Raw genomic sequence first — 23,997 nt, forward strand, 5'->3', positions numbered from 1 at the left:
CGCCGATCACCCGGCCAGGCGCCTCGCCGATCTGCTGCCTTGGAACTGGATGCCAACCAGTGAGGCCGAGCAGGCCGCCTGACCAGTGGATCCGTCACCGAGCGCTTACAACCTGGTCAACCGGCGGCTGATAGGAACGAGCGAATGCTTTCGACGATGCCCGCGTGGTTGAATGGCTTGTCGTGGAACACACCACGGGCCGGGATGCTCGACAGATCCGGCTTCACCGCACCCGTCAGGATCAGTTCGATTGGCGGCCAGCGGTCTCGGATCAGGGCGGCCAGCTTCAGCCCCATCACCGATCCGCGCACATCCAAGTCCGCCATCACCACGCGGATGTCCGTGCGTTCGTCAAGGATACGGATCGCCTTGGCGGTCGTCGTCGCCTCGACAACATCGCAGCCGGCATCCTCGATCAGGTCCGACAGGGTCATCATCAGGATCGGATCGTCTTCAATCAGAAGTACGATCGGTCGGCGCTCGTCGCGCTGCGTCGTCATGGGCTCCCCTCGAGAGAACCCGTCACCGCCCGGATCACGACGCTACTACCTCTGAGCTGGGCGCCCGAAATTCAGCGTCGAAGCCCAACGAGCTATAACTCAGCCGAGTGTCACGGGTTCCCACCAGTCCGAGCTGTATCAACCGCGTTCCGAAACCACGACGCGTTGGCGCCTGCGCTGGCGGACCACCGCGCTCCCGCCAGGTCAGCACGGCCGTTCGATCGTCGTCATCCTCGACCCGCCAGGCAACACTGATCGTCCCCGCTTCTGTCGAGAGCGCGCCGTACTTTACGGCGTTCGTGGTCAACTCGTGCAGCAGCATCGAGAGCGACAGTGTCGCCTGAGGGGCCAGCGACAGATTGGGGCCATCGATCCGGAAGCGCTCCAGGGGCGCTTGCACCGCCAGCACACGGTCGACGACGGCGCGCATCGGCGCGGATGTCCAGCTGTCCTGCAAGAGCACATCGTGCGCCTGCGACAGGGCTACCAGCCGCTGCGTGAAAGCCTGGACTGGGGCTTGGTCCGGTACGCTGCGTAGCGTCTGGCTGGCGATACCCTGCACCATCGACAGGGTGTTCTTGAGCCGGTGCGACAGCTCGCCGTTCAGCAGCACTTGCTGCGCCTCCGCCTGCACGCGCGCCACAGCGACCTGGATCCGATCAGCCACGGCCCGCACAAAGGCCAATTCCTCGGCTGAAAGGGCGTGAGGTCGATCGGAGTGGATGAAGCCAATCCCGACGAGGCGCCCGCGCTCCATCACGGGCACGTTGATCAGCGTCCGCACACCGATCGCGAGCAGCATCGCCACGCTGTTCTGAGTGCGCGGATCGCGCTCTACATCCCCGATCAGGACGGCTGCGCCGCGCCGCAGGTCCTCGATGTATGAGCCGTAGTCGCGGAAGTCGTGCAGACCTGCGACTGAGGCAATCCCCGGTGCGCACCAATCGGATGGGATCTCTACCGTCTCGCGTGCGACATCGACCAAGCCATAACCGGCACGTGTTGCACCGAGCACCCGCGCGATGATCCCGGCCGCTGCGTGTACGATGGTGGGCACCGTGCCAAGGTCGCGCAACTGGTCGCCCATCTCGACCAATGCTGCCTGCCGCGCCTCGGCGGTTCGACGGGCGGTCACGTCGCTCGCCGCCCCGAACCACTCCGCGATCTCGCCGTGCTCCTCGAAGAGAGGAACGGCGCGCGAGAGCATCCAGCCGAAGCTTCCGTCGGCTCGCCGCATCCGATGCTCAAGCTCGAACGTGCCCTTGCGCCGGATCGCATCATCGATCGCTGCCATCACCTCCGGGCGGTCGGGGGGATCGATGTACAGGTCGAGCCAGTGCACGCTTGGCACGACCGTGTCGGCGAGGAAGCCACGTCCGTCGAGCTGGCGCATCTCCTGCCAGTCGGGGCTCATCCGGTAGACGGACTGTGCGCCCGCAGTCACGAGCGCCCTCAATCGGTTCTCGCTCGCGGTCAGCGCGGCCTGGGCAGTGCGTCGCTCCTCGATATCGAGCAGGACGCCAGGGAAGCTCAGGGGTGTACCATCCTCCGCCCTGTCGACCCGACCGTTGGCCTCGATCCAGTAGTAGCGCCCGTCCGTGCGGCGCACCCGGTACTGATGGGCGTAGGCACCGCCACGCAAAATAGCGGTGGTGATGGAGGTCGATAACCCGCGCTTGTCGTCGGGATGCACGGTGGCGACGATCTGAGCGAGCGGGATGCCTTTACGTCCGAGGGCTGGGTCAAGGCCGAAGGCCTGGGCGAAGGCTTCGTCGATGGTGAAGCGGTCCGAGGGAATGTCCCAATTCCAGGTGCCGATGATCGCCCCGGCCGCCAGCGCCAGCTGGACGCGCTGGACGTTCTCCCGAGCCAGTGCCTCGCTGGCGTGTAGGGCGTCCTGCACCTTGCGGCGCTCGGTGACGTCCCGGACGGTCCCGAACATGCCGACGACGGTCCCATGCTCGTCGCGGGCGAAGCTCGCCCGACGTGCGATCCAACGCAACTCGCCGTCGTCCGCCCGGTGGATGCGGTACTCGACATCGAGCGCTGCGCTGCCATCCTCGCGGCTCGCGTCGCGGGAGCGCACGCTGGCGTCCTCGGGCAGCACCAGCGCCTCGAAGGTCGCGGCCGAGTAGAGGGGCGCAACCGCCACACCGTACAGGCGGCAGAACTCGGCCGAAACCTGCATCATGCTGGAAGCGACGATCAGCTCGAACGTGCCGACGCCACCGGCCTCTTGGGCGGAGCGCGAGCGTTGGTCGTTGATGCGGAGGGAGACGTTCTGCGCCTCGCTCACTGCGGCGCGCGCGAGCGCGGAGGCCTGCGCCTCCCTCTTCTCGACGGCCTCGGCCCTGTCGCGGGCCATCGATCGTCGCGCCTCGAGCAGGAGGACCACCTGGCGGCCCAAGGCGCGCAGGTCGTCGCCCTGTTGCGGGGTCAGCCCTTCGGGCCGTGAAACGGTATCGATGACACATAGCGAGCCGACGACTGCGCCGTCCGTCAGGCGCAGCGGCGCTCCGGCGTAGAAGCGGATATGGGGCTCTCCCGTGACGAGGGGGTTTGATGCCGTGCGCGGATCAGCGGCGAGGTCCGGGATGACGAGCAGGTCGGGCTCGGCGAGCGCGAACTTGCAGACCGAGCCCTCAAGGCCGGTTTCGCAGCGCGGGAAGCCGACATTGGCCTTGAACCACTGTCGATCGGCGGCGACGAGGCTGACGAGAGCGACGGGTGCCGCACAGAGGCGAGAAGCGAGGCGCGCAACGTCATCGAAGCTCTGCTCGGTCGGGGTGCCGAGCACCGCCAAGGCATCGAGAGCCGCGAGCCGGTCCGGATCCGCGATGGAATGGCCAAGGGGGTCGATTTGCGTCACGGCAGCTCACACGCACGGCGAGCCCTTCCCACCCGTCTGCATCTCGTTTGTAGCGGCGACGTTCCGCTTTGCCAGCCGGTTTCGGTTAGCGGTCGGTCCAGATGCATACATGTACCAGGTCGCGAGCCGCTCCTGGATGCTGCGGATCGGTGCGCTTACCATCCCCAGCGGTCATTCACGCGGTCATGATCGACCGTGCGTCCGAGCGGCGGCTCAAGCCGCCTTGCGCCCGAAGAACTCCGCCACCGCGATTCCACCCAGCACCAGGGCGAGCGCCGCCGCCTCGACGAGCCCGAAGGATTCGCCCACCAGCCCCACCGCCAGGAGCGCCCCGAAGACCGGGACGAGGTTGTTGAACAGGCCGGCGCGGTTGGGGCCCAGCGTCGCGACCCCGCGCATGTAGGCGAGCTGCGCCGCCAGCGACGGCCCGAGCGCCGTGAAGGCGATCAGCCCCCAGCCGGCGGCGCCGGGCCACAGGGTGCGGCCGCTCGCCCATTCGCCGAGAAGGAGCGGCAGCGAGGTCGCCCAGGCCGCCACCGCCATGGCGGCGAAGAAGGCGAGCGCCGGCACCGCCGGGCGCGCCGGCAGGGCGACGGTGTAGCCGGCATAGAACAGGCAGGCGAGTGCGGCCAGGAGGTCGCCGCGGTTGAGGTCGAGGGCGGCGAGCCGGGCGAGATCGCCGTGGCTCACCACGAGCACCACCCCGCCGAGCGTGATGGCGGCGCCGAGGAGCTGGCCGCCCCGCACCGGCACGCCCCGGACGAGGAAGTTGAGGACGAGCACCAGGACCGGGATCGTGCCCTCGATCAGCGCCAGGTTGACCGCGCTGGTCATGGCCCCCGCCTCGTAGGTCAGCGCGTTGAAGCCGGTATAGCCGAACCCGCCCATCAGGAGGATCATCGGCCAGTGCGCCCGCAGGGTCGTGCGGTGGCGGATCGTCTCGCGCCCGGCCAGGACCGCAATAGCGGTGAGCGCGATCGACCAGCGCAGGGCCACCAGCGCCTGGGGCGAGACGAGGCCGACCGCGACCTTGCTCGCCACCGCGTTGCCGGCCCAGAGCAGCGTCGCGAAGGTCAGGAGCGCGTAGGCGAGCGCCGCCGCGCGGCCCGGCGCCACGCCGGGGTCCCTACGCCGCCCTCACGCCAGCGCCATCAGGAATCGCTCGATCAGCTCCAGGGCCCGCTGGGTCATCGCCAGGTTGTAGCGGATGAAGACGTGGCAGCCGCCGGTATAGACCGACGTATAGCCGCCGTTGTTGGCCGAGGCCCAGCGCATCGACATGAACAGCGTGTCGTCTAGGAGCGGATCGCGGGTGCCGACCGAGAACAGCGCCGGCGGCAGGCCGGCAAGGTCGGCGTAGAGCGGCGAGACGTCGGGGGAACGCCGGGCGACGCCACCGGGCACGAAGCCGTCGGCGAAGCGGCGCACGTCGGTCGAGTTGAGGACGAGGCGCTCGTCGCCCCAGTTGCGGGCGCTCGCGGTCACGCCGAGGTCGTAGAGGCCGGAGAACAGGTTGGCGCCCCGGAAGGCTTTCGGCAGCCGGTGACGGTCGCGCAGGCGCAGGAGCGTCATCACGCTCAGGTGCGCGCCGACCGATTCGCCGCCGATGGTCAGGGCCTCGACCCCGAACAGCGAGCGGCCCTCGCGGTAGAGCCAGAGCGCCGCCGCTTCGCAATCGTCGATCGGCGCCGGATAGGGGTGCTCGGGGGCGAGGCGATACTCGACGGAGACGCAGACGAAGCCGCACCGCTCGGCGATGCGCTCGAGCCAGGGATCCTGCTCGTCGGCCCCGCCCCAGACCCAGCCGCCGGAATGGATGTGCAGGTAGGCGCCCCGGGCCTTGCGCTGCGGCCGGATCACCCGGAGGGCCAGCGGTCCGCCGGGGCCGGCAATCGTGATCGTCTCGGCGCGGGCGCTGCGCGGCATCGCCGGGTAGGCGATGCTGCCGCGGCGGCGGCGCTCGCGCACCTCGGCCACCGGCATCGACCACGGGTCGGGCGCCTGGGCCTGCGCGGCGATGATCTCCCGGTTCAGCCGCTCGGCGTCGGGATCCGTTTTCGCCGGGTCGAAGAGCGCGTGGTCGATCATGCTCGGGGTATCAATCTCGCGGCGCCGCGCCGGGGCGGGGCGTCTCGGGGTTGCGGGGGGCCCTCGTCCGGCCCGGCGTATTCGGATGCGTCCCGTTCAGGCTCGTGCTGTCACACCGGGCATCTGAGCTTGGGCATCTCGGCATGAGCCTCGTGAGAGGGGCATCTTGGGATAATCCGCGAAGGTTGCCATCTCAGGTGCGGATTGCCAAACGGTGCAATGCGCCAGGCCGCGCCGGGTTTCGTCCAATCTGTGACAATCCCGCCACGGTCGGGGCGCATCGCCGCTTTACAGGTCCGGACAGGTACAACGGCGAGGGGTCGCGAGGACACATGAGCGAGCAGAGATTCCAGCGGCCCTTCGGCGGCCAGGGTCCCCGTGGTCAAGGCCCCCTCGGCCAGGATCCCTACGGTCAGGGGCCTGCCGGCTTCGATCCGGGTCCCGGGGCCTACCGCGATCGTCGCTCCTCGGGCCTGCACCGCTTCCTGGGCGGCTCGCCCGGCGCGGTCCTGCTGCGGCTGGTCTTCCTGTCGGTCCTCGTCGGCGCCGGCATGGCGATGCTCGGGGTCACGCCCGGCCTGCTGTTCGCCCAGGCCTACGACACCGTGCGCTCGCTGCTCGAACTGGGCTTCGACACCTTCCACGATGCCGGCCGCTGGTTCGTCGCCGGCGCGGTGGTGGTGGTGCCGCTCTGGCTCCTGTCGCGCGTCTTCGCCCGCAGCCGCTGAAGGCTCCTGCGGGTCAGGATCGGCAAGAGAGTATCGGAACACGATCGATGAACCCTGCCGCCGCGGGCCCGGGCATTGCGGGCCCGGAGGTCACGCATCGCCGCATGCTGGCGCTCGCCGTGCCGATCACGCTCGCCAACGTCACGACGCCGCTCCTCGGCCTCGTCGGGACGGCGGCGGTCGGGCGGCTCGGCGACGCGGCGCTCCTCGGGGCGCTGGCGCTCGGCGCGGTGGCGTTCGACTACCTGTTCTGGACCTTCGGCGCCCTGCGCATGGCCACCGCGGGCCTCACCGCGCAGGCGACCGGGGCCGGCAACGCCGCCGAGATCGACCGGACGCTCGCCCGGGCGCTCGCCGCGGCGCTGGCGGTCGGCCTCGTCATGGTGGCGCTGCAGGGCCCCCTCGCCGCGGCGGCCGTGCGGCTGTTCGGCGCCAGCCCGGCGGTGACCGGCGCCCTCTCGGCCTATTTCGCCGTGCGGATCTGGTGCGCGCCGTTCACGCTCGCGAACTACGCGATCCTCGGTTCGACCCTCGGGCGCGGCCGCACCGATCTCGGGCTCGGGCTCCAGGTCGCCATCAACGCCGTCAACGTCGTGCTCACCCTGCTGTTCGTGCTCCGGGCGGATTACGGCGTCGCCGGGGCGGCGCTCGCCACGGTGCTGGCCGAGATCGCCGGCACCGTGCTGGGGCTCGCGGTGCTCCAGCGCCTCGGCTCCCGGCCCTGGCGGGTCCCCGTCGCCGAGATCGTCGAGCGGGCCGGCCTCACCCGGATGCTGGCGGTCAACGGCGACGTGATGGTGCGCACCCTGGCGCTGATCACCGCGCTCGCGCTCTTCTCCGCCCTCGGGGCGCGGTCCGGGGACGCGACGCTCGCCGCCAACGCGGTGCTGCAGAACCTCTTCCTCGTCGGCAGCTTCTTCCTCGACGGGTTCGCGACCGCCGCCGAGGTCCTGTGCGGCCAGGCGCTCGGCGCCCGCGACGAGGGCCGGTTCCGGGCCGCGGTGCGGCTGTCGCTCGGCTGGTGCCTCGGCTTCGCGCTCGCGGTCTCGGGCCTGTTCCTCGCCGTCGGCGAATCGTTCATCGACGCGATCACCACCGCGCCGGAGGTGCGGGCCGTCGCCCGCGACTACCTCGTCTACGCCGCCCTCACGCCGGTCGCGGCGGCGGCCGCCTTCGCGTTCGACGGGGTCTATGTCGGGGCGACCTGGACCCGGCCGATGCGCAACCTGATGCTCGCCGCGCTCTCCGTCGACGTCGCGGTGCTGGCGCTGACGCGGGGGGCCGGCAATACCGGGCTGTGGCTCGCCATGCTGGCCTTCCTGGCCGCCCGCGGCCTCGGCCAGGCGCTGCTCTACCCGCGGCTCGTCGCCGGCGCCTTCCCGCAGGCCCCGGCCGGGCGGGCGGCCGAGGCGGCCCGGTGAGCGCCGCGGGGCCGATCGCCGGCGGCTGCCGCTGCGGCGCGGTCCGCTACGCGGCGGACGGCGAGCCGTGGAACCGAACCGTCTGCCACTGCACCGATTGCCGCGCCGCCACCGGCGCGCCGATGGTCGGCTGGCTCACCGTGAGGCGCGACGCCTGCCGCTTCACCGCCGGCCCTCCCGCCTGGTCACGCTCGAGCCCGCGGGCCGAGCGCGCCTTCTGCCCGTCCTGCGGCACGCCGCTGGCCTACCGGGCCGACGCCCTGCCGGACGAGATCGACCTGACCCTGGCGAGCCTCGACGACCCGGAGCGGTATCCCCCGCGCGACCACGTCTGGGTCTCCCGGCGGCTGTCCTGGGTCGCCCTGCCGGAGGGGCTCCCGGCCTATCCGGCGGCGCGGGACGACGCCTGACCCCCACCCTTTCGCCCGAACCCGCCGCCTCACGAGACGAACCCCGCGAGATGAACCCCGCATGACGACGGCGGCCCCGCCCGCGCAGCCCGAGCCCCCGTTCCTGCCGCCCCGGGCGGTGGACGACCGGGCGGCGTGCACGTTCAACCACACCATCGACCTGCCCGGCCACGGCACCGTGCCGGGGACCTGGGACCTGCGGGCGGGGCTCGACGCCTATTTCGGCGGCGTCGCGGTGGCGGGCAAGCGCGTGCTCGATTTCGGCGCCACCAGCGGCTTTCTCGGCTTCGCCATGGAGGCGCGGGGCGCCGAGGTGGTGGCCTACGACTTTTCCGGAGAGGCCTGCTGGGAGATGGTGCCCTACCCGGATTTCGAGCGCGCCGTGATCGCGCCGGAGATCCGCAACCACCTGCGCCGGTTCGAGAACGCCTACTGGTACGCCCACGCCGCCCTCGGCTCCCGGGCGCGGCGGGCCGGCGGCTCGCTCTACGAGGTGCCGGCGGAGGTCGGCCCGGTCGACGTCGCGGTGCTGGGCAACGCGCTCACCCGCCTGCGCGACCCGTTCCGGGCGCTGCATAGCGTCCTGCGGCTCACCCGCGAGACCGTGGTGGTGACCGAGATGCTGCCGAAATCCCTGCATCTCCTGCGCTTCCTGCCGCGCCGCCTCGGCCTGCCGGTCTTCCTGCTGCCGCGCAGCGACCAGCGGATCCGCTTCGATGCCTGGTGGACCATCGCGCCGACGACGATGCAGGAGTTGCTGGCGATCCTCGGCTTCGGCGAATCGACGGTGACGTATCACCGCCAGTCGCTGCTCGGGCATAAGCGCCTCTGCTACACCGTCGTGGCCCGGCGCACCGAGCCGACGAACCCGGAGCTGTGAAGCGGGCTCCGGAAAGGTTGCATCCGGACCCCCCTTGGCCCGTCAGGCCGACTTCGCCAGCTCTGCCGCGTCGCGGCCGACGACGCCGGCGAGGCTCCGCAGCCCCTCCCGCTCCATCCGCTCGACCAGCCCGGCCTTGATGTCGCGCACGAGGCCCGGGCCGGCATAGACGAGCGCGGAATAGAGCTGGACCAGGCTCGCCCCGGCCCGGATCTTGGTCCAGGCGGCCTCCGCCGAATCGACCCCGCCGACGCCGATCAGCGGCAGAGCGGTGCCGACCCGCAGGTAGGCCTCGGCGAGGAGCCGGGTCGCGGGCGAGAACAGCGGCCGGCCGGACAGGCCGCCGGTCTCCGCCTTCGCGGCCCCCCGCAGGCTCGCGGGCCGCGCCACGGTGGTGTTCGAGACCACGAGGGCGTCGACGCCGCGGCGCCGGGCGGTGGCGGTCATCGCGTCGAGGCCGTCGAGGCCGATATCCGGGGCGATCTTGAGCAGCACGGCGGTGCCCGGTCCCGTCTCGTCGCGGGCCGCGACCACCCGGGCGAGCAGGTCGTCGAGGAAGGCCTCGCCCTGGAGGTCGCGCAGGCCCGGGGTGTTGGGCGAGGAGACGTTGACGGTGATGAAGTCGACGAGGCCGGCCAGAGCGCGGGTGCAGGCGACGTAGTCGGCCAGCCGGTCCGTCGCCTCCTTGTTCGCTCCGATATTCACTCCGACGAGGCCCGGCCGGCCGCGCCTGGCCTCGAGGCGGGCGCGCACCACCGCCAGCCCCTCGCTGTTGAGGCCGAACCGGTTGATCACCGCCCCGTCCTCCGGCAGCCGGAACACCCGCGGCCGCGGGTTGCCGGGCTGCGGGCGGGGCACCACCCCGCCGACCTCGACGAAGCCGAAGCCGAGCCCGAGGAGCGCGTCGGGCGCCTGGGCGCCCTTGTCGAACCCGGCCGCGAGGCCGACCGGGTTGGGGAAAGCCCGCGACATAACCGTTACGCAGAGTCGCGGGTCGTCGGCCGGCGGATCACGCAGGGGAAGGCGCGCGAGGCTCCCCAGGGTCAGCGTGTGGGCGGTCTCGGGGTCGAGGGCGTGCAGGAGCGGACGGACGAGCGGGAAGACGGCGTCAAGCACGGTCAACCTCCGATGGAATCTGGGAAAACATGGCCGCCGTCGGGTCCGGCCGGCAGCGGCGCGACCCAGGCGACGGCGGAGGTGGGCAGCGGGCCGTAGAGGTGCGGGAAGAGCGCGCCGCCGCGGGACGGCTCGAAGCGCAGGGCCTCGCCCAGCGCCTCGGACTCGACCGCGACGAGGAGAAGATTGTCCTGTCCCGAGAAATGCTTGGCGGCGGTCTCTCGCGCCTGCGCGGCAGTCGAGAAATGGATGTAGCCGTCCGCCAGATCGACCGGCGCGCCGTCGAACCGGCCGGCGGCCTCGGCCTCCCGCCACAGGGCGGCGGGGCAGATCTTGTAGATGAGGGACATGGGCGCCGCGGGCTTCCTGAAGGGTGGGCGGGCGAGCGATAGCGGCCGCGGGACGGCGCGGCAACGCCGTTGCCTTTCCGCGAAGGTCCGGTAGTTTACATTTGATAGTCCGGTGGCGACCACCGAGGGCGTCAGACCAGGTTTCCAATGCTGTCCCACGAGCGAATCTGGTCCGCGATCGATCACCTGGCCCAACGCAACAATCTCACGGCCTCCGGCCTCGCTCGGCGCGCCGGCCTCGACGCGACGAGCTTCAACCGCTCGAAGCGGATCAGCCCCGACGGGCGCAAGCGCTGGCCCTCGACGGAATCCGTCTCGAAGGTCCTGGCCGCCACCGGGGCGAGCCTCGACGAGTTCCTGCGCCTGATCGAGCCGCGCGGCCCCGCGCCCGCCCCGTCGGCGTCCCGCCCGGGTGCGATCCAGCCCTGCGAGGCCCGCGTCACCGTGCCGGTGATCGACTGCGGGAGCGCGGCCGGGCATCTCGGCGCCAACGGCCTGCCGGGCCGGGGCAGCGTCCTGCAGGAGATGGCGCTGCCGGGCCTCGACGAGGACGGCTGCTTTGCCATCGAGGTCCGGGGCGGCGCCCTGACGCCGCTCTACCGCGAGGGCGACGTGCTCGTGCTCTCCCCGACGGCGGCGATGCGCGAGGGCGACCGGGTGGTGACGTGCCTGGACGGGGGCGGCATCCTGGCCGCCGAGCTCCGGCGCCGCACCGCCCGGGCCGCCGAGCTGAGCGGGCCCCTCCCCGGCGCGCCCGACCGGGTGATCCCGGCCGCCGAGATCGCCTGGATGGCGCGGGTGATGTGGGTGCGGCACTGACCGGACGCGGGCGTCCGGGCTATTCCGCCGCCTGACGGCCGCGCCACTGGGTCAGCAGGGCGCGCAGGGAAGCGGGCTTGAGCGGCTTGTTCAGCACCTGGACGCGCTGCGCGGCCGCCGCGTCGCGCACGTCGGGCGAGCGGTCGGCGGTGAGCAGCACCGCCGGGATGTCGGCGGCGAGCGCGGCCCGCAGGGACACGATCAGGTCGAGGCCGGTGCCGTGGTCGAGGTGGTAGTCGGCCACGATCACGTCCGGGCGCAGCGCTCCGCCGAGCACCAGGGCGAGGGCCTCGCTGAGCGAGCCGGCGGTGTGGAGCGCGCAGCCCCAGCTGCCGACCAGCACCCGCATCCCGTCGACGATCGCCGGCTCGTTGTCGACCGCGAGCACCGTGAGGCCGGCGAGCGGCACGGTGGCGGGGCGCGGCGCCTCGCCCTGCGCCTCGAGGGCCGGCCGCACCGGCGCGCCCGGCACCGCGACCGAGAAGGCCGAGCCGCGGCCGGGCTGCGACTTGAGCCCGACCGGATGGTCGAGCAGCCGCGCGGTCCGCTCGACGATCGAGAGGCCGAGGCCGAGGCCGCGGGCGACCCGGGCGCCCTGGTCGAGGCGCTGGAACTCGCGAAAGACCAGCTGCTGCTGGGCGGCCGGGATGCCGAGCCCGGTGTCGCACACCATCAGCACCACCCGGTCGCCGCGCCGCCGCGCGCCGACGAGCACGCGCCCTTCCGGCGTGTACTTGATGGCGTTCGAGACCAGGTTGTGGAGCAGGCGCCGCAGCAGCTGCCGGTCCGAGCGCACGGCGAGCGACGAGGGCAGGACGGTGAGGTCCAGGCCCTTCTCCTGCGCCATCGGGCCGAACTCGCGCTGGACCTGGCGGAAGAGGTCGGAGACCCGCACGATCGAGAGCTGGGGCTTGAGCGAGCCGGTATCGAGGCGCGAGATCTCGAGGAGCGCGGTCAGGATCTCCTCGACGGCGTCGAGGGAGGCGTCGACGTTCTCGGCGAGCGTCGGGTCGGTGCCGCGATCGCGCTCGACGAGCGCGCTGGCGTAGAGGCGCGCGGCGTTGAGGGGCTGGAGGATGTCGTGGCTGGCCGCCGCCAGGAAGCGGGTCTTCGAGGCGTTGGCGTCCTCGGCCTCGGCCTTGGCCCGGGTGAGTGCCGCGTTGAGGCGCGTCAGCTCCTCGGTGCGCTCGCGCACCCGGCTCTCCAGCTCCTCGTTGAGGCGGGTGCGGGCCTCCTCGGCGGCGACCGAATCGGTGACGTCGGTATAGGTCGCCACCACGCCGCCGTTCGGCAGCAGGTTGGCGCGGATCTCGATCACCCGGCCGCTCGGATGCAGCCGCAGGCGCTGCGGCCCGGATTCGAGCCGGAAGGCGGCGATGCGCTCGGCCACCAGGGTGTCGGCGTCGCGCACCCCGTAGGCGCCGCGGCCGGCATTGTAGCGCACGATCGCCTCGAGCCCGATGCCGGTGCGGATCATCCCGGCCGGCAGGTCGTAGAGGTCGGCGAAGGCGCGATTCCAGACGATCAGCTTCATGTCGCGGTCGAAGACCGTGATGCCCTGCTTGGCGTGATCGAGGCCGTGCTGGAGGATGTCGCGGCTGTACTGGAACGCCGCCGAGGCGTCGTCGAGGAGCTTCAGGGCCGCCCGCGGCGACACGTTGCGCCGGCGCAGCACCAGCGACAGGGCGAGGCGGGCCGAGGAGGCGCCGATCGCCGAGGCGAGCAGGTGCTCGGCGTGGCGCAGCTCGGGCAGGCCCGCCACCGCGTCGTCCGGCATCGGGCTGCGGCCTTGCGCCTGCGCGAAGTCCCGGAAGGCGCGCGACGCCCGCTCCTCGCCGAGGAAGCGGGCGACCGTGGCGCGCAGCTCGCCCAGGGTGACGGCGCTGCGAAACAGCCGGAAGCTCGGCGCGACGGGACCGGCCTCGTCGAAGCCCGAGACTTGCCCCGAAACCTGACCGAAGGCCTCGGCCTGCAGCCGCTCGATCGCGCTCGGCGGGCGCAGGAGCGAGAACGCCACGTAGGCGAGCGTGTTGAGGCCGAGGCTCCACAGCGTGCCGTGGACGAGGCGCGGCACGTCCTCGATGCCCATCAGGGCGGTCGGGCTCAGGGCATCGATGCCGAACGGGCCGTCGGCGATGAGCGAGGCCGCCCAGCCCTCCCCGGTGACGAGGCTCGGCAGCAGCAGGGTGTAGAGCCAGACCGCGAACCCGACGATCAGGCCCGCGGCGGCACCGGTGCCGGTGCCGCGGCCCCAGTAGAGCGCGCCGATGAAGGCCGGGCCGATCTGCGCCACGGCGGCGAAGGACAGGAGCCCGATCGAGGCGAGGGCGACCTCGCCGGCGACCCGCGAATAGGCGTAGGCCACCAGCACCACCGCGACGATCGCGATCCGGCGCACCACCAGCACGTAGCCGCCGAGATCCGAGGCGCCGGGCTCCGGCGACGGCGAGGCGCCGGCCACGAGGTTGCGGCGGCGCAGCGTCACCGGGATGACGAGGTGGTTGGAGATCATGATCGCCACCGCGACCGACTCGACGATCACCATCGCGGTCGCCGCCGAGAGCCCGCCGATGAAGGCGACGAGCGCGATGCCGTCGGCCCGCTCGTGCAGGGGGAGCGCCAGCACGGTCATGTCGCGCTGGATCGTGCCCTCAGGGAAGAGCGCGAGGCCGGCGAGCGCGAGCGGCACCACGAACAGGTTGATGAGCACGAGGTAGAGCGGGAAGGTCCAGGCGGCGCGCCCGACATCCGCGACCGACCGGTTCTCCACCACCGCCATGTGGAACTGGCGCGGCAGCAGCAGCACGGCGGCAGCCGAGAGCAGGACCTGGACGACCAGCGTCGCGGGCCCCGAGGTCTGCCCGACCAGCGTGCGGAGGGAGACGTCGGAGACGGGCGGGGCCGGCACGTCGCGCAGCATCCAGCCGACCACGAAGCCGCCGACGGTGATGAAGGCCACCAGCTTGACGAGGGATTCGAGCGCGACCGCCAGGGTCAGCCCGTCCTGGTGCTCGGTGGCGTCGGCATGGCGGGTGCCGAAAGCGACCGCGAAGCCCGCCAGGACCAGGGCGACGAACAGCCCGAGATCGCCCAGCATGCCGGCCGACACCCCCACCCCGTCGGTGGTGCGCAGGAAGACCTGAAGCGAGGCCGCCACCGCCCGCAGCTGCAGGGCGATGTAGGGCACGGCCCCCACCACGGCGATCAGGCAGACCAGGGCGGCGATGCGCTCGCTCTTGCCGTAGCGGGCGGCGATGAAGTCGGCGATCGAGGTCGAGTTCTGGGCCTTGGCGATCCGCACCACCCGGGCGACCAGCCGGTAGCCCAGCCCGATCACCAGGACCGGGCCGACATAGATGGTGAGGAAGTCGAGGCCGGTATGGCTGGCGAGCCCGACCGAGCCGAAGAAGGTCCAGGAGGTGCAGTAGACCGCGAGCGACAAGGCGTAGATCGTCGGCCGCACCCGCGCGTCGCGCATCAGGGTCCGCCCGGCCACGTCGCCCCAGTGGGCGACCGCGAACAGGGCGCAGATATAGACGAGGGCCGCCAGCACCACCGTCCAGCCCGCGATCATCGGCTCATCCATCCCCCGATCCGGGCGGGGGCCCGGATGCGCTCGTGTCCGGGGGCCTTTAGAGCATGCCGGGGCCGGACGCACGACCCCGGCGGGACGCTCAGCCGTGGCAGGTGCAGCCGGCGTGGTCGCAACCGGCGTGATGGGGATGGCCCTCGGCGCATTCCTCGCAGCAGAAGGCCTTGCCGTCGCGGGAGACGGCCTTCGCCACCGGGACCGTGCAGACGCAGTCCTCGCAGGCGCACTTCACGGTCTCGACGTTGGTGCTGGTCATGGGTCGGGGTTCCTCGCGGTGGGACCGATCGTGGTCGTTGCTGTGATCGTGATCGTGATCGTGCGGCTCGGTGAGGTGGGCCACCATGTTGCGCAGCACGTCGCGCACGTGATCGTCGTCGATCGCGTAGGCGACGTGCCGGCCGTGGCGGATCGCCCGCAGGATGCGGGCCGTCCGCAGCAGGCGCAGGTGGTGCGAGGTCAGCGACTGCGACAGGCCGAGGGCCTCGCCGATCTCGCCGACCGTGCGCTCCGTCTCGAGGCAGGCCAGCACGATGCGCAGGCGGTTCGGCTCGCCGAGGAGCCGAAAGACCTCCGCCACGTCACCGACCTGCTCGGGCGACAGGACCTGCACGCGCCCTCTCATCGACACATGAACACGTGCTCATGTGTCGATGCCGCTGGGGCAGATGTCAAGCGGCGAGTTCGGCATCGGTGCGGGCTGCAAACGCGAACAACCCCGCGCTGCCGTCGGGCAGCGCGGGGTTGTTGTTGGGAGGCCGGGATGGGAGAGGCGGCGCCTCAGGCGACGGCGCGCGCCCGCATCAGCTCGCCGCCGTTGCCGACGACGCGGGTGTAGAGCGAGGAATAGCCGTCGGCGGCCTGGTCCCAGCCGAATTCGCGCGCCATGGCGTTGCGCCGCATCGCGCCGAGGCGGCGCTTCGAGGCGAAGACGTCGAAGGCGCGGCGGATGGCGCTACTCAGGCCCTTGAGCGAGGACTCACCGAACAGGAAGCCGGTGACGCCGTCCTCGACGGTATCGGCCAGTCCCCCGGTGCGGTGGACGATCGGCAGGGAGCCGTAGCGCTGGGCGTACATCTGGGCGAGGCCGCAGGGCTCGAAGCGCGACGGCATCAGCAGGAAGTCGCTGCCGGCGAACATCCGGTGCGCGTCGGTCTCCTCGAAGCCGACCCGGACGCCGACCGAGCCGGGATGGCGCCGGGCGAGGTCGAGGAAGGCGGCCTCGAAGCGCGGCTCGCCCTGGCCGGTGACGACGAGCTGGCCGCCCTCAGCGACGATCGACTCGGCCGCCGCCAGCGTCAGGTCCACGCCCTTCTGGTGGACGAGGCGCGAAACGATGGCGAAGAGCGGCCCGCGCGAGACGCCGAGGCCAAAGCGGGTGCGCACCGCGTCGGCATTGGCGCGCTTGCCCTTCCAGTCGTCGGGCTCGAACCGGGTGGCGAGGTGAGGATCGGTGCGCGGGTCCCAGGATTCGTCGATGCCGTTGAGGATGCCGGCGAGCCGCCCCTGATGGGCGCGGGTGCGCAGGAGACCGTCGAGGCCGCAGCCGAATTCCGGTGTGGTGATCTCGTGGGCGTAGGTCTCGCTCACGGTGGTGACGTGGGAGGCGTAGTACAGGCCGGCCTTGAGGAACGACAGCTTGCCGTAGAACTCGACCCCGTCGATGTGGAAGGCGCTCTCCGGCACGCCGAGGCGGCCGAGGGTCTCCCACGGAAAAAGGCCCTGGTAGGCGAGGTTGTGGATGGTGAGCACGCTCGGCGTGCGCAGGCCGCGCCAGGCCAGGTAGGCGGGCGCCAGCGCCGTCTGCCAGTCGTTGAGGTGCAGGAGGTCGGCGCGCCACTCTGGATCGATCCCCTGCGCGAGCTCGGCGGCCGCGAGGCTGAGGCGGCCGAAGCGCAGGTCGTTGTCGGGGAAGTCGGCGCCCTGGTCGCCGTAGGGCGAGCCGTCGCGCTCGTAAAGCGAGGAATTGAGGATGACGTAGACCGGCAGGCCGTCGCCGGTCTCGATCAGGCCGAGGTCGCAGGGCGGCATCTCGGCGTCGCCGGGAAGGTGGGCGACAACCGCGATCTCGGGATGGCGCTCCACGACCTGGCGGTAGCCCGGGATCAGGATGCGCACGTCGTAGTGCTGGCGCAAGGCCCGCGGCAGCGAGGCCGCGACCTCGCCGAGGCCGCCGGTCTTCACGAAATCCGCCATCTCCGGCGTGGCGTAGAGGATTCGCGGCTTGAGCGAGCCGCGCAGCCCCTCGACGGCTTCCCGCGGGGAGCCACCAGACGACACGGCCGGCGACTGCCAGGCCAACCGCGCCGACGCCGGAAATGTCATGAAAGAGCCCTCACGCCGCGAGCCGGACGGATTGCGAGCGGACGAAACCGCGACGTACTGCCACGACAACGCACGACTCCCGCTTTGGTTCCTGTGCACTGCACAATATCATGCGATTTCGGCGCGGCAATATTTTTCTCGTAAAAGACAAGAAAAATTCCGATTTCGCGCCCCACGCAGAAAGCTGTACCGCGTGAGGTCGGAGCTTAGGCGCGTAAACCGCGGGTCAGCCCTGGGCCGCAGCCGCGCGCCGGATCAGCACGAGCGCCTCGTCTCCCGCAAGTGCGAAATGGCCGTCGAGCGGCCGCTCGCCGCGCCGGCCGCCAGCGCTCGACAGGAGAACCTCCCAGCCCTCCCGGGCGCCCTCGGGCTGCGCGACGGCGATATCCGCATCGACCTTGCAATCCCCGTGCCCGAAATTGAGGGCGACCCGGATCGTCTCGTCGGCGTGCCGGCGCTCGTAGACCAGGACGTCGCCGTCGACCGAGACCGGGCGGTAATCGCCGACGCTCAGCGCCGCATGCTCGCGGCGGAGCGCGATCAGGCGGCGATGCAGGGTCAGGATCGAGCCGGGCTCGTCGCGCAGCACCTCGACGTTGCAGGTCTGGGCCTGGGGGTCGAGGGGCAGCCACGGCTCGACGGTGGAGAAGCCCGCCTGCGGCCCGGGCTGCCACTGCATCGGCGTGCGCTCCGGGTCGCGGCCACGGCCGGGCTCGTTGTGCTCCCAGGGATCGCGCACGCGCTCGGGCGGGATCGGCACGCGGCCGAGCCCGATCTCGTCGCCGTAATAGAGCGTCGGCGTGCCCCGCAGGGTGAGCAGCAGCACCGCCGCCACCCGGGCCTGCGCGTCGCCGACCCGGGCGGCGATGCGGGGCTGGTCGTGGTTGCCCAGCACCCAGTTCGGCCAGCCGCCCTCGGGCAGGGCCGCCTCGTATTCCTCGATCAGCCGCGCCAGGGCGGGCGCGTGCCAGGGCGTCTGGATCAGCTGGAAGTTGAACGGCAGGTGCGCGCCCGACAAATCGACGCCGTAATACGCCACCAGCCGCTCCAGCGGCAGGTAGATCTCGCCGATCAGCACCCGGGCATCGTATTCCTCCAGCACCGCCCGCATCTCGGCGATGACCTGCATCACCTCGGGCTGGTCGGCGGAATGGAGCTGGACGAGGCTGTTGATCTCCGGCTCGCCGGCGACGTAGTCCGGGTTGACCGGATTGTCGCGAAGCCCCTCGTCCTTCATCAGGTGCCAGATCACGTCGACCCGGAATCCGTCGACGCCGCGATCGAGCCAGAAGCGCAGCACGTCCATCATCGCGGTGCGCACCTGCGGGTTGCGCCAGTTCAGGTCCGGTTGCTCGCGCAGGAAGGCGTGGTAGTAGTATTGGCCGGTCGCCGGATCGAGGGTCCAGGCCGGACCGCCGAAATTGCTGATCCAGTTGTTCGGCGGACCGCCATCGGGGCCGGGGTCGCGCCAGATGTACCAGTCGCGCTTGGGGTTGTCGCGCGAGGCGCGGGCCTCGCGGAACCAGGGGTGGTCCTGCGAGGTGTGGTTGGGCACGAAGTCCATGATCACCCGCAGGCGCCGGCGATGCGCCTCGGCCACCAGGGCGTCGAAATCGGCCAGCGTGCCGAACAGCGGGTCGATGTCGCAGTAATCCGAGACGTCGTAGCCGTAATCGGCCATCGGCGAGCGGTAGACCGGCGACAGCCACACCGCATCGACCCCGAGCCAGGCGAGGTAGTCGAGCCGGGCCGTCACGCCCTTGAGGTCGCCGACGCCGTCGCCGTTCGTGTCCTGGAACGAGCGCGGATAGACCTGGTAGACGATGCCGGCCTTCCACCACAGCTCGCCCGCCAGCAGGCGGGCGGGCTTCGCGTCCTCGGTCATGCGGGTCTCCTGAGCAGGTTTCGCGGGCGGGTTCGGGCGGAACGGGCCTGCCGGCGCCGCGACGGCGGGCGGGCCGGGATGCGGCCGGGACCGGGCCGGGGTTGAGGAGGCGGGCGAGCGCCGTTATACATCGCGTGCGATCATGATGCCCGCGATCGAATATTTTCGGCCGGCTTCCTTGCGGGAAGCCGCGTCCCCGCCTCCGGTTCCCCCATCGCCCGCGCGGGGGCGAGAGCGTGGCGATCCTGCATCACGGCTCGCCAAGATTCACGGCGTGCCAAGATCGCGGCGTGCCAAGACAGGGGCATGACGCCGACCCGCCGGAAAGAGCCGAAACGGCAGCCCCGAGGCCAGACCGGGGGCGCAACCCTGCCCCGCCGGCTAACTCTTCCCTAGGGGCATCGCCTAACCCTAAGGTCGGAGGTGCGGACGGTCTCCGAGGCGTTCACACTCGCTTCAGGCCGGTTCGCCAAAATCAAGTCGCGTTTCCGTGAGACGTGTCGGGACAGCAACACGCGAACAATCGTGTGGTCAAGCTTGATCCCGGCGTCTCGACATCGCCGTTCCACAGCCACACGATGCTGCCGTGGCCGAAGGTTTGCTGCAGAGCACGCGACGCGAGATCGCGCTGCAACAACTGAAGACCTACGGCAAGGAAGGGGGTTCCTCAGGTGCTCAACGATGCTGTTCTGACCGGTCGCCGCCGCGACGAGACCTCGCGGGATGCCGCCGAGGCGCCGCGCTCCTGGATGCCGCAGGCCGCGCCTGCGGTGCCCGCGGGCGACGACGTCACGGTGATGCGCACCGCGATCCTGGCCAAGCTCGCCTACGCCCTCGGCAAGACGCCCGCCACCGCCCGCGACCGCGACTGGTTCGTGGCGACCGCGCTGGCGCTGCGCGACCGGGCGGTCGCCGCCAGCGCCATCTCGGCCGGGATCGTTCCGCCCAAGCGCGTGCACTACCTCTCCCTCGAATTCCTGATCGGCCGCCTGCTGTCCGACGCGATGGGCAATCTCGGCGTCGCCGAGACCGTGCGTGCGGCGCTCGCCGGCCTCGACGTCGACCTCGAGGCGGTGGCGGGCGCAGAGCCCGACGCGGCGCTCGGCAATGGCGGCCTCGGCCGTCTCGCCGCCTGCTTCATGGAGAGCATGGCGAGCCTCGCGATTCCGGCCTACGGCTACGGCATCCGCTACGACCACGGCCTCTTCCGGCAGGTGATCGAGGACGGGGTCCAGCGCGAGGTGCCGGAGACCTGGCTCGCCGAGGGCAACCCCTGGGAGTTCGAGCGGGCGGAGGCCGCCTGCGAGGTCGGTTTCGGCGGCGACGTCGCCATGAGCGTCCAGCCCGACGGCACCCTGCGCCGCGTCTGGCGCCCGGCCGAGACCGTGCGCGCCGTGCCCTACGACACCCCGGTGATCGGCCGCGGAGCCAAGCACGTCAATGCGCTGCGCCTCTGGGCCGCCCGCGCTCCGGACGCGATCGACCTCGCCCGCTTCAACGCCGGCGACCATGTCGGCGCGGTGGCCGAGCGCGCCCGGGCCGAGGCGATCTCGCGGGTGCTCTATCCGAGCGACGGCACGCCGGCCGGCCAGGAGCTGCGCCTGCGCCAGGAGTTCTTCTTCACCTCGGCCTCGCTCCAGGACCTGGTGCGCCGCCACGTCGCCGAGCGCGGCGACCTGCGCTCGCTGCCCGACCACGCCGCGATCCAGCTCAACGACACCCACCCGGCCATCGCCGTGCCGGAGCTGATGCGCCTCCTCGTCGACGTGCACGGCCTGTCCTGGGAGGATGCCTGGCACGTCACCACCCAGACGCTCGGCTACACCAACCACACCCTGATGCCGGAGGCGCTGGAGACCTGGCCGGTGGAGCTGATGGAGCGGCTGCTGCCGCGCCACATGCAGATCATCTACCTGATCAACTGGATGCACCTCGAGGAGGTGTCGAAGCACGGCAGCTCGCCCGAGCACCTCGCCGAGGTCTCGCTGATCGACGAGAGCCACGGCAAGCGGGTCCGCATGGGCCACCTCGCCTTCCTGGGCGCGCGCCGCGTCAACGGCGTCTCGGCGCTCCACACCGAGCTGATGCGCCAGACGGTGTTCGCGCCGCTCCACGCCCTCGACACCGACAAGATCGTCAACAAGACCAACGGCATCACCTTCCGGCGCTGGCTCCACAACGCCAATCCGGGCCTGACCGCGCTCGCCGTCGAGGCGGTCGGCGCGAAGGTGCTCGACGATCCCCGCCACCTCGAAGGGCTCGCCGCCTTCGCCGACGATTCCGCCTTCCAGGCGCGCTACGCGGCGGTGCGCCGCGAGCGCAAGGAAGCGCTCGCCCGCGTGGTCGAGGAGCGCACCGGCATCGCCCTCGATCCCGACGCGCTGTTCGACGTCCAGATCAAGCGCATCCACGAGTACAAGCGCCAGCTCCTCAACATCCTGGAGACGGTCGCGCTCTACCAGGCGATCAAGGCCGAGCCGCACCGCGACTGGACGCCCCGGGTCAAGCTCTTCGCCGGCAAGGCGGCGCCGAGCTACCACCAGGCCAAGCTGATCATCCGGCTCGCCAGCGACGTCGCCAAGCGCGTCAACGCCGATCCGGACGTGGCCGGCCGCCTGACGGTCGCCTTCGTGCCGAACTACTCGGTGAGCCTCGCCGAATCGATCATCCCGGCCGCCGACCTGTCGGAGCAGATCTCGACCGCGGGCCTCGAGGCCTCGGGCACCGGCAACATGAAGCTCGCTCTCAACGGCGCGCTCACCATCGGCACGCTCGACGGCGCCAACATCGAGATCAAGGACCATGTCGGTCCCGACAACATCTTCATCTTCGGCCTCGATGCGGCAGGCGTCCAGCGGGTCCAGGCCCAGCCGGGCTACGCCTCGCGGGCCATCGCGGTCTCGGCCCGCCTGCGCGGCGCCCTCGACATGATCGCCGCGGGCGGGTTCTCGCCGGGCGAGCCGGGCCGTTTCCGCCCGCTCGTCGACGAACTGACTCACGGCGACCGCTTCCTGCTCACCGCCGATTTCGACGATTACTGGCGCGCCCAGCGCGAGGTCGATGCGGCCTGGCGCCGGCCCAAGACCTGGTGGAAGTCGGCGATCCTCAACACCGCGCGGACCGCGTGGTTCTCGTCCGACCGGACGATGCGGGAATACGCCGAGGAGATCTGGCGGGTGCGGGTGGGCTGACGCCCTCCGACCCTGGACGAAAAGAGAAGCCCCGCGGCGCGAGCCGCGGGGCTTCTCCTTTGGATATCTGTCACCGACCTTTTCGCTCTACCGTGTCATCCCGGGGCTCGTCGAAGACGAGAACCCGGGATCCATAACCACTGACGCTGCCGAACGAAGCGGTCAGCGTTCCGCATCATCCTGAAACGTCAGCGGTTATGGATCCCGGGTTCCGCTTCGCGGCCCCGGGATGACAATGGCGCGTGTCAAATCCGTCGAGGCAGGCTCACGCCGCCGGAATATACTGATACGTCCAGGTCTCGCTCAGCGTCTCGTCGCCGCGCCGCAGGAACAGCCGCAGCTCGACCGGCTCCGCGCCCGTCACAGCGAGGTCGAACTCGGCGCGCCAGTGGCCCGGCACGTCGTCCGGCACCGCCTCGGTGCGGGCGAGCGGGAAGGTGCCGCGCGACGCGGTGAGGACGGCCTCCGGCTTCACCCCGGCGGGCAGGCGGCCGAGCGGCTCGCCCAGGAACTCGACCACGAACTTGCGCACGCCCTTCGGCCGGTCGGTGCCGGCCTGGCCGCCATTGCCCTCGCGGGTCGCGACGACGCGGGCGAGGTTGCTCGGGTAGGGTTCGCCCGCGACCCAGTGCAGGCGGTAGGCGAGGTCGTGCGAGGAGCCGGCGCGGGCGGGTTCGGCCGGCACCCACATCGCCACCACGTTGTCGTGGATCTCGTCGTCGGTGGCGTTCTCGACCAGCTGGACGCTGCCCTTGCCCCAATCACCCAGGGGCTCGACCCAGAGCGAGGGCCGGCGGTCGTAGTAGACGCCGTCCTGGTAGTGGTCGAACAGGCGGTCGCGCTGCATCAGCCCGAAGCCGCGCGGACGCTCGTCCGAGAAGGCCGACACCATGGTGCGGGGCGGGTTGCGCAAGGGGCGCCAGATCCGCTCGCCGGTGCCGGTCCAGAGCGCCAGCCCGTCCGAATCGTGCACCTCCGGGCGCCAGTCCACGGCGGTGGGCTTGGCGGTCTCGGAGAACCAGTACATCGAGGTCAGCGGCGCCAGGCCGAAGCGGCCGACATCCTTGCGCAGGTGCAGGCTCGCCTCGATGTCCATCACCACCGACTTGGTGCGGCGCATCCTGAAGCGGTAGGCGCCGGCGGCCGAGGGGCCGTCGAGCAGCGCCATCACCGTGACGGTGTCGGAATCCGCCGCCGGGGTCTCGAACCAGACATGGGTGAAGTCCGGGAATTCCTCGGGGCGGTCCGGCATCACCGTGTCGAGGGCGAGCCCCCGGGCCGACAGGCCGTACTGGTAGAGTTCGCCGATCGCCCGGAAATACGAGGCGCCGAGGAAGGCGACCCAGTCGTTGCGGCGCCAGTCGAGCGGACCGCCGCGGCGCTCCTGGAAGCGAAAACCCGCAAAGCCCGGATTCGGCGGCAGGCGCCTCGCCGGGGAATCCGCCGGCATCTCGAAGGCGGCCGGATCGTAGACGATCTCGCGGGCCTGGCCCCCCTCGACGACGTGCATCCGCACCGGCTTCTGGAAGTAGCGGCCGAGGTGGAAGAACGTGACCGGGAAGGCGCTCGGGCCGTCCGCCCACAGGGCGTGGTCGGGCTTGAACTTCAGCTTGCCGTGGGCGTCGTAGTCGATCGCCTGCAGCACGTCGCGGTCGGGAATCGCGGGCGGCGCGTAGGGCTTGGCCGCCATCTCCCGCGCCCGGGCCTTCAGGGCCTCGAAGCCGAAGGGCTCCGGCGTGCCGAGGGGCAGCTCGGCGCTCATGACCTCGGGGCCGGAGGCGAGCAGGAGCGCGGCGCCGGCGAGCAGCGAACGACGGTCGATCATC

17 protein-coding genes and 1 pseudogene are annotated in these 23,997 nt (G+C 71.4%); 6 read left to right on the forward strand and 12 right to left on the reverse strand.

The genetic code is table 11. The annotated features are described in order from the left end of the window. Window positions 1-116: 116 nt before the first annotated feature. The 4 genes from HPY23_RS26805 to HPY23_RS26820 all read right to left on the reverse strand — a co-directional run bounded on the left by HPY23_RS26805 (window position 117) and on the right by HPY23_RS26820 (window position 5,457). Window positions 117-500 (reverse strand): response regulator, encoded by a 384-nt coding sequence (locus tag HPY23_RS26805; protein ID WP_060850641.1) that lies wholly within the window; start codon window positions 498-500, stop codon window positions 117-119. A 34-nt stretch (window positions 501-534) separates the two neighbouring features. Further along, on the reverse strand, window positions 535-3,369 hold the full coding sequence (locus tag HPY23_RS26810) for a PAS domain-containing protein (protein WP_091889317.1): 2,835 nt from the start codon (window positions 3,367-3,369) through the stop codon (window positions 535-537). A gap of 213 nt (window positions 3,370-3,582) precedes the next feature. Beyond that, window positions 3,583-4,485: a DMT family transporter gene (locus HPY23_RS26815; protein ID WP_091889320.1), complete on the reverse strand. Its 903-nt coding sequence runs from the start codon at window positions 4,483-4,485 to the stop codon at window positions 3,583-3,585. Window positions 4,486-4,506: 21 nt separating this feature from the next. Further along, on the reverse strand, window positions 4,507-5,457 hold the full coding sequence (locus HPY23_RS26820) for an alpha/beta hydrolase (protein WP_091889322.1): 951 nt from the start codon (window positions 5,455-5,457) through the stop codon (window positions 4,507-4,509). Window positions 5,458-5,789: 332 nt separating this feature from the next. On the opposite strand from HPY23_RS26820, the gene HPY23_RS26825 reads away from it, so the two are divergent. The 4 genes from HPY23_RS26825 to HPY23_RS26840 all read left to right on the forward strand — a co-directional run bounded on the left by HPY23_RS26825 (window position 5,790) and on the right by HPY23_RS26840 (window position 8,896). Next, a complete protein-coding gene (locus tag HPY23_RS26825; RefSeq protein WP_091889324.1) occupies window positions 5,790-6,185 on the forward strand; it encodes a DUF6460 domain-containing protein in 396 nt (131 codons plus the stop codon). 47 nt (window positions 6,186-6,232) lie between these two features. Continuing rightward, window positions 6,233-7,606, forward strand: coding sequence for an MATE family efflux transporter (locus HPY23_RS26830; protein ID WP_091889326.1), 1,374 nt, complete (start codon window positions 6,233-6,235; stop codon window positions 7,604-7,606). Beyond that, window positions 7,603-8,016, forward strand: coding sequence for a GFA family protein (locus HPY23_RS26835; RefSeq protein ID WP_244533674.1), 414 nt, complete (start codon window positions 7,603-7,605; stop codon window positions 8,014-8,016). Before HPY23_RS26830 ends, HPY23_RS26835 begins: the two co-directional genes overlap by 4 nt. Before the next feature lie 61 nt (window positions 8,017-8,077). Further along, on the forward strand, window positions 8,078-8,896 hold the full coding sequence (locus HPY23_RS26840; protein WP_091889328.1) for a class I SAM-dependent methyltransferase: 819 nt from the start codon (window positions 8,078-8,080) through the stop codon (window positions 8,894-8,896). A 42-nt stretch (window positions 8,897-8,938) separates the two neighbouring features. On the opposite strand, the gene HPY23_RS26845 is transcribed toward HPY23_RS26840, so the two are convergent. Both HPY23_RS26845 and HPY23_RS26850 read right to left on the reverse strand, forming a co-directional pair. Then, a complete protein-coding gene (locus HPY23_RS26845; RefSeq protein WP_060850648.1) occupies window positions 8,939-10,012 on the reverse strand; it encodes a quinone-dependent dihydroorotate dehydrogenase in 1,074 nt (357 codons plus the stop codon). Window positions 10,013-10,014: 2 nt separating this feature from the next. Further along, complete coding sequence (locus tag HPY23_RS26850) at window positions 10,015-10,362, reverse strand: DUF952 domain-containing protein (protein WP_091889330.1); 348 nt, start codon at window positions 10,360-10,362, stop codon at window positions 10,015-10,017. A 147-nt stretch (window positions 10,363-10,509) separates the two neighbouring features. Between HPY23_RS26850 and HPY23_RS26855 the strand changes: the two genes are divergently transcribed. Continuing rightward, complete coding sequence (locus HPY23_RS26855) at window positions 10,510-11,181, forward strand: S24 family peptidase (RefSeq protein ID WP_060850650.1); 672 nt, start codon at window positions 10,510-10,512, stop codon at window positions 11,179-11,181. Between the two features lie 19 nt (window positions 11,182-11,200). On the opposite strand, the gene HPY23_RS26860 is transcribed toward HPY23_RS26855, so the two are convergent. The 5 genes and pseudogenes from HPY23_RS26860 to HPY23_RS26880 all read right to left on the reverse strand — a co-directional run bounded on the left by HPY23_RS26860 (window position 11,201) and on the right by HPY23_RS26880 (window position 18,980). Continuing rightward, complete coding sequence (locus HPY23_RS26860) at window positions 11,201-14,755, reverse strand: PAS domain-containing hybrid sensor histidine kinase/response regulator (RefSeq protein ID WP_091889382.1); 3,555 nt, start codon at window positions 14,753-14,755, stop codon at window positions 11,201-11,203. A gap of 100 nt (window positions 14,756-14,855) precedes the next feature. After that, window positions 14,856-15,029, reverse strand: coding sequence for a metallothionein (locus HPY23_RS26865; RefSeq protein WP_060850933.1), 174 nt, complete (start codon window positions 15,027-15,029; stop codon window positions 14,856-14,858). A 108-nt stretch (window positions 15,030-15,137) separates the two neighbouring features. After that, window positions 15,138-15,395, reverse strand: a pseudogene (locus HPY23_RS26870) (ArsR/SmtB family transcription factor); the annotation flags it as partial. 155 nt (window positions 15,396-15,550) lie between these two features. After that, entirely contained in the window at window positions 15,551-17,095 is a 1,545-nt protein-coding gene (gene glgA, locus HPY23_RS26875) for a glycogen synthase GlgA (RefSeq protein WP_091889332.1), read from the reverse strand. A 226-nt stretch (window positions 17,096-17,321) separates the two neighbouring features. Then, window positions 17,322-18,980 (reverse strand): alpha-amylase family glycosyl hydrolase, encoded by a 1,659-nt coding sequence (locus HPY23_RS26880; RefSeq protein ID WP_413231090.1) that lies wholly within the window; start codon window positions 18,978-18,980, stop codon window positions 17,322-17,324. 671 nt (window positions 18,981-19,651) lie between these two features. Here HPY23_RS26880 and HPY23_RS26885 point away from each other — a divergent pair. Beyond that, window positions 19,652-22,171: a glycogen/starch/alpha-glucan phosphorylase gene (locus HPY23_RS26885; protein WP_091889334.1), complete on the forward strand. Its 2,520-nt coding sequence runs from the start codon at window positions 19,652-19,654 to the stop codon at window positions 22,169-22,171. Between the two features lie 265 nt (window positions 22,172-22,436). On the opposite strand, the gene HPY23_RS26890 is transcribed toward HPY23_RS26885, so the two are convergent. Then, window positions 22,437-23,996 carry an OpgD/OpgG family glucan biosynthesis protein gene (locus HPY23_RS26890; RefSeq protein WP_060850653.1) on the reverse strand — a complete coding sequence of 520 codons (1,560 nt, stop codon included), beginning with the start codon at window positions 23,994-23,996 and terminating at the stop codon, window positions 22,437-22,439. Window position 23,997 lies beyond the last annotated feature (1 nt).

Source organism: Methylobacterium ajmalii (assembly GCF_016613415.1).
GTDB lineage: Bacteria > Pseudomonadota > Alphaproteobacteria > Rhizobiales > Beijerinckiaceae > Methylobacterium > Methylobacterium ajmalii.

What these genes read in the sequence shown, in the direction of transcription:
- HPY23_RS26865 (WP_060850933.1), bottom strand. Translation starts at nt 15,029, where the DNA reads ATGACCAGCACCAACGTCGAGACCGTGAAGTGCGCCTGCGAGGACTGC.
- HPY23_RS26830 (WP_091889326.1), top strand. Translation starts at nt 6,233, where the DNA reads ATGAACCCTGCCGCCGCGGGCCCGGGCATTGCGGGCCCGGAGGTCACG.
- HPY23_RS26890 (WP_060850653.1), bottom strand. Translation starts at nt 23,996, where the DNA reads ATGATCGACCGTCGTTCGCTGCTCGCCGGCGCCGCGCTCCTGCTCGCC.
- HPY23_RS26805 (WP_060850641.1), bottom strand. Translation starts at nt 500, where the DNA reads ATGACGACGCAGCGCGACGAGCGCCGACCGATCGTACTTCTGATTGAA.
- HPY23_RS26825 (WP_091889324.1), top strand. Translation starts at nt 5,790, where the DNA reads ATGAGCGAGCAGAGATTCCAGCGGCCCTTCGGCGGCCAGGGTCCCCGT.
- HPY23_RS26880 (WP_413231090.1), bottom strand. Translation starts at nt 18,980, where the DNA reads ATGACCGAGGACGCGAAGCCCGCCCGCCTGCTGGCGGGCGAGCTGTGG.
- HPY23_RS26850 (WP_091889330.1), bottom strand. Translation starts at nt 10,362, where the DNA reads ATGTCCCTCATCTACAAGATCTGCCCCGCCGCCCTGTGGCGGGAGGCC.
- HPY23_RS26855 (WP_060850650.1), top strand. Translation starts at nt 10,510, where the DNA reads ATGCTGTCCCACGAGCGAATCTGGTCCGCGATCGATCACCTGGCCCAA.
- HPY23_RS26840 (WP_091889328.1), top strand. Translation starts at nt 8,078, where the DNA reads ATGACGACGGCGGCCCCGCCCGCGCAGCCCGAGCCCCCGTTCCTGCCG.
- HPY23_RS26820 (WP_091889322.1), bottom strand. Translation starts at nt 5,457, where the DNA reads ATGATCGACCACGCGCTCTTCGACCCGGCGAAAACGGATCCCGACGCC.
- HPY23_RS26860 (WP_091889382.1), bottom strand. Translation starts at nt 14,755, where the DNA reads ATGATCGCGGGCTGGACGGTGGTGCTGGCGGCCCTCGTCTATATCTGC.
- glgA (WP_091889332.1), bottom strand. Translation starts at nt 17,095, where the DNA reads ATGACATTTCCGGCGTCGGCGCGGTTGGCCTGGCAGTCGCCGGCCGTG.